Origin of the sequence: Snuella sedimenti, from assembly GCF_016428595.1 — a bacterium.
In the GTDB taxonomy this organism is placed as follows: Bacteria; Bacteroidota; Bacteroidia; order Flavobacteriales; family Flavobacteriaceae; genus Snuella; species Snuella sedimenti.
Map to the genome: position 1 here is coordinate 1 of NZ_JAELVQ010000051.1, position 4,966 is coordinate 4,966.

Sequence of the window (4,966 nt, forward strand, 5' to 3'; positions counted from 1 at the left end):
AACAACTCGCTTTGTTTTAATGACCCCCTTGCTATTGGAGAATACTGTATAGTAAACGCTTTTATTGGAAGAAATTGACCTTTCTCGATAAATCCGTATTTTAGTCGGACACTAATGATACTTAATAACTATTTGGTTTATCCGGAATTAGAAACCGATAAACAGTATAATATATAAAGATATAACGAGTTGGGTGTAATTAAAAAAGAATGTTCCTTTTAAACAATAGATATGAAAACACTAAAATTAAGAAGCAAATTGAGTTTTTTGATAACTCTTTGCTCACTTTTAATGCTTGGTAGTTGTAATCAAATGAGTGAGCAAATAAAAGATGAATCTGCTGGTATGAATGGTGGATTTGAAGTAACAAAGAATGGGATTCCTGTAAATTGGCTTATGTACACACCGAATACTGTACCAAATGGGAAGTTTAAAATCATTCTAGACAAAGAAGAATTTAAAGAGGGAAAACAGTCGCTAAAATTTGAAGTGGAAGAATGTTCTTCTAATGGAGGTTGGGGTTCACCAGGATTTACAAACCAATTTTATGCAGAACAAGGAAATACATATAAATTGAGTTTCTGGATTAAGAATGATGGGGCAGAATTTCGTGTAATGGCTGGTGGAGTTGCACCAAAAACTGGAGACATGAAAACACTTTTACAAACTAGCGATCAAACTAATGACTGGAAGCAATATGTATATGGTGTACCTATAACAGCAGAATTTGACCAAATTAGACTTGAAGTCAACATTTTAAAACCGGGAACTTTTTGGATTGATGATATACAAATTGAAAAAGAATAAAACTACACCCAATAACTAAGCGTTCAATAACTAAGCGTTCGTGTGGTCGGTACGGCCAAACATGAACACCGTGTTGACTGAACCGGTTTTGGTCGGTTAGCCTACTATGGGGATTGCCTTGTTTTTTGTGAAGGTTTCTTCGGTACTCCCTGGCCACATGGTGTGCTGCCCTGCATATAAGACAGCATGCATTAGCCTAAATGCTATTTACCCTTTACCTGCCTGTTGCATTTGGAGGGCTTTTTCCTGCTATTATTTACATTTTGACCAATAGTTCCCTGTTACGTGCTTGGCAACGTTATTTTTTTTTGGGTGTATTTAGTTTTTGTAACCAATAGTTTGGTGGCCCCCGAGCCGTAAAAGTCGTGACCGTCATTAAGTTCCCTATGTTGCATATTGGACATTTACGGTGTCGTAAAGGCTCTTTTTCTTTTAAAGTTACCGGGGGCAGCATTCTTTGTATTTCTTTGAGGCCTATCCTTTTGTGGTATGAGCTTAGCATCCCATAATGGCGTATACGAACAAACCCTTTAGGCAACACGTGTAATGCTAACCGTCTGATGAACTCGGCATCTGATAAGCGCATAGTTCTACGTTTTCCTCCATGACGGTAATCTTTAATAGAAAAGGTAACCTGCCCATGATCTATTGCCAGTATACGATGATTACTTATAGCTATTTTATGGGTGTAACGCCCCAAATACTCTATAACCTGTTCGGATCCTAAAAAGGGGCGCTTACAGTACACGACCCAGTTCTTTTTAAATAAGCTATCGTAAAGACCTGATGCGACCTTAACATCTGGTTCTTTTCGTAACTGCGCCACAAAGCGTGCCCTGAACACCTTGCTCATGGCCTTTACCGGGAACAGGTACTTCCCTTTGTGTTTAACGGGTTTCCATCGCCCAGAAGGAGTTAGCCCGCCCCCGGGAACGATACAGTGCAGGTGTGGGTGCAACGATAAATTCTGTCCCCAGGTATGCAGTACGGCAATCATGCCCGGTCGGGCCCCCAGAAATTTTGGATTGTTCCCAAAGCCATAAATAACCTGCCACGAGACTTTAAAGAGCATGCTATAAAGTGTTTTGGGCCTGTAAAGGCACAAGCGGTTGAGCTCTTGTGGCAGGGTAAACACCACATGAAAATAAGGTACCGGTAGCAGTTCGGCCTCACGGGCCCGTACCCACTGTTCTTTCTGGTGCCCCTGGCACTTGGGACAATGACGGTTTCGGCAACTGTTGTAGCTCAGGTGCAAGGTGTTACATTTTGGGTTGCTACAGCGGTCTATATGGCCGCCCATGGCCAGGGTCCTGCACTTTCGTATGGCATGTAAGGTCCTTAACTGCCAACCGGTATTGCAATATTCCGATAATTGCCCCTGATTCCTCTCTAATACCTGAGCTACCTCATGGGTAGCGCGATGCACAACTACTCCGTATATAGCCGGTCCAGCGGACTAAAGGGCTTTTGCCTACCCAATTGTGCCGCATGAAGGTAGACAAGCGTGGTCTGGATATCGGCATGCCCCAAAAGTTCTTTGATACTGATAATGTCCAGCCCCATTTCCAATAAGTGGGTCGCATAGCTATGGCGGAAGCTGTGGGTGGTAACCTGTTTTTTGATCCCACTATGTTTTCGGGCCTCCCGGATGACCCACTGTATCCCCCTGGTGGACAGGGGCACTGCTTTTCCTTCCGCATGATTGCCATTAAAACACCAAATGTTAGGATGTTCTGCGGCCATATACTTTTTAAGGCCACGGATCTGCATGGCCGACAATGGAACGTAACGGTCCTTATGGCCTTTTCCCTGGCGGACATGGAGCATCTTGCGATCGAAATCCAAATCCTTCAATTGAAGGTTACGGAGTTCAAAACAGCGCAATCCACATCCATATAACATGGCAAGTACCAAACGGTGCTTTAATAACTTTGGCGTTTTAAGGAGTAACCTGACCTCTTGACGGCTTAGCACCACGGGTAATTTGTTCGGGCGTTTAATCGATGGGAGCACCACCCGCATCTCACTAAGCCCATAGACGCGATAGAGGTACCTTAGCCCATAAACCGTATGCTTAAAGAAACTGTCTGAGGGGGTCTTGGATCGGGACTTTAAAACGTGCAGGTAGTCCAATACCTGCTCTTCGTCCAGAACCAGTGGACTACAATTAAAATGTAACGTAATGTGTGCCAGACAACGGGCATAATTGGTAAGGGTGCTTTGGCTTTTTCCTGAAAGTTCGACAGAGCGCCTTAACTTTCGGTACAATTCTTTAAACCCAGGAACAGAATTGCACGCTTTTTCAATGAGAGTAAGACTTTTTTTTCATAATTTTAAGCTTAATATATTTACGAATACTTAAAGGTAGCCAAAAGTGAGAGCATTTCACCCGAAAGCTACCTTTAGGTTTAGTTCAACAATGTGTATAGTGCATAGCACCTTACGGGATGCTACGACACCATACACTAGACGTTGGGTGTAATTTGACCAAAATTCTGCAAATTCAGAACTTAATCGACTTTGACAAAAAGAAATATTGAAAATTTAAGAATAATTTATCTTGACCAATTCACTTTAAGTAATATGGTTGGAGAAGCTTCTGAAAAATGGTCGGAAATAAAAAGACTACTTTTTGAAAACTATAAAAGCGGTAAAATTCTTTGCCCATTTTCATTAGAATTTTACGCTGAAAATACTGGATTAAAGAAAGAAAAAGCAAAACTAATTGAAAGTGAATTTTCAACTTTAACAGGTGGTTATTGTTTCAAACCAGAAATAGCAATTTATTGTCAAGAAATTGTTTCTAAAATCAGAGGAAATAGAATAACGAAAAAGACTTATTTGGCTGAAAAGGAAAATTCAATTTTTGAACCTTATGAAAATAGATTTGAAGAACTAAAAAATTTAAATAATGAGTTTTCAGAGAATGTAATTAAAGCTTCTGAAGAGTCTAATCAAATGGCAGTTGAATTTCAGCACGTAAAGCTGGAAAAACAAATTAAAGACGAACTATTTGAAAGTTTAATAAAAGAAAATATTGAGGATTTTGTTAATCGCTTGAACAATTTGATAAAAAGGAATTCTCTAATACCAGAAGACACTGAAACTTCATTAGGACAAATGGAATCTTGGATAGATAGCATTCTATATTTACTTATTACAAAACACAGAATGAGATTAAAAGAATTCATAAAATTGAGAAATTTCATAAAAAGTCAAGGCTTTTCAAGATTTCCAGCTTTAGATATTAGATTTCGTATTTTCTCACTAATATCAGTAAATAAAAAAAAAACAATGCCGAATGATGCAATTGATATAAAGAGAATTTCAACTGGTTTTTCAATTTCAGATATTTTTATAACTGATAAACAGAGAAAAAGTGAAATTGTAGAACTGAAATTTTCTGAAAAATATAAAACCAAAGTCTACAGTGGTACTAAATTAGACCTTGATTTAATTATTGAGGAATTGGGGAAAATAAAAAACTACACACAATAACTAAGAGTGTTCGTGTGGTCGGTACGGCCGAGCATGAACACCGTGTTGACTGAACCGGTTTTGGTCGGTCAGCCTACTATGGGGATTGCCTTGTTTTGTGTGACGGTTTCTTCGGGACTCTCTGGCCACATGGTTTGTTGCTTTGCATAAAAAACAGCATACATTAGCCTAAATGCTATTTACCCTTTACCGGCCTGTTGCATTTGGAGGGCTTTTTCTTTTAACTTTACTGAGACAAGCGTTTTCTTTAATTCAGCTAAACCTAGCCTTTTATGGTAAGTACAGAAATAATCTAACAAATGCCTATAAATGGCAGGACGGGGTTCGGAAACAATTTCTTTGCCTGTTTTATCACTGGTATGTTGGATTTTCAAATTAAGTGTATAGATTTGTATAAGAAGCGCCGTATCATGGGATACTACGTACGGTTCTGTGAGAGGCTCGGGGTGAAACACCTCTTGTCTACTCGACACAGAACATTACTACACATTAAAATAAAACAGTATATTTTTATATTAGTAAATGGAATGATTAATTTAACTAATCGACTTAGGCGTTTTGTAAATATTAATAATATGAGTAAATTCAAGGGATAAATACATAAACTTATGGAGCAAAGATTCAAAAGCCTATCCTTATTCGAATTTCAAGAGCGTTTTTC

At 38.9% G+C, this 4,966-nt stretch carries 5 protein-coding genes; 2 read left to right on the forward strand and 3 right to left on the reverse strand.

Features of this window, described 5'->3' with window-relative positions:
* Positions 1-231: 231 nt before the first annotated feature.
* Positions 232-807 (forward strand): hypothetical protein, encoded by a 576-nt coding sequence (locus tag JF259_RS17460; RefSeq protein WP_199116997.1) that lies wholly within the window; start codon positions 232-234, stop codon positions 805-807.
* A gap of 298 nt (positions 808-1,105) precedes the next feature.
* Here the strand turns inward: JF259_RS17460 and JF259_RS17465 are convergent, their stop codons facing one another.
* Both JF259_RS17465 and JF259_RS17470 read right to left on the reverse strand, forming a co-directional pair.
* Positions 1,106-2,233 (reverse strand): IS91 family transposase, encoded by a 1,128-nt coding sequence (locus tag JF259_RS17465; RefSeq protein WP_199116998.1) that lies wholly within the window; start codon positions 2,231-2,233, stop codon positions 1,106-1,108.
* A 2-nt stretch (positions 2,234-2,235) separates the two neighbouring features.
* The gene (locus JF259_RS17470) at positions 2,236-3,075 is read right to left on the reverse strand and encodes a tyrosine-type recombinase/integrase (RefSeq protein WP_233164370.1); all 840 of its coding nucleotides are present in this window, start codon (positions 3,073-3,075) and stop codon (positions 2,236-2,238) included.
* A 252-nt stretch (positions 3,076-3,327) separates the two neighbouring features.
* Here JF259_RS17470 and JF259_RS17475 point away from each other — a divergent pair, with 252 nt between their 5' ends.
* Positions 3,328-4,305 carry a hypothetical protein gene (locus JF259_RS17475; protein WP_199116999.1) on the forward strand — a complete coding sequence of 326 codons (978 nt, stop codon included), beginning with the start codon at positions 3,328-3,330 and terminating at the stop codon, positions 4,303-4,305.
* A gap of 179 nt (positions 4,306-4,484) precedes the next feature.
* Here JF259_RS17475 and JF259_RS17480 read toward each other — a convergent pair whose 3' ends face one another.
* On the reverse strand, positions 4,485-4,778 hold the full coding sequence (locus JF259_RS17480) for a hypothetical protein (protein ID WP_199117000.1): 294 nt from the start codon (positions 4,776-4,778) through the stop codon (positions 4,485-4,487).
* Positions 4,779-4,966: the final 188 nt, after the last annotated feature.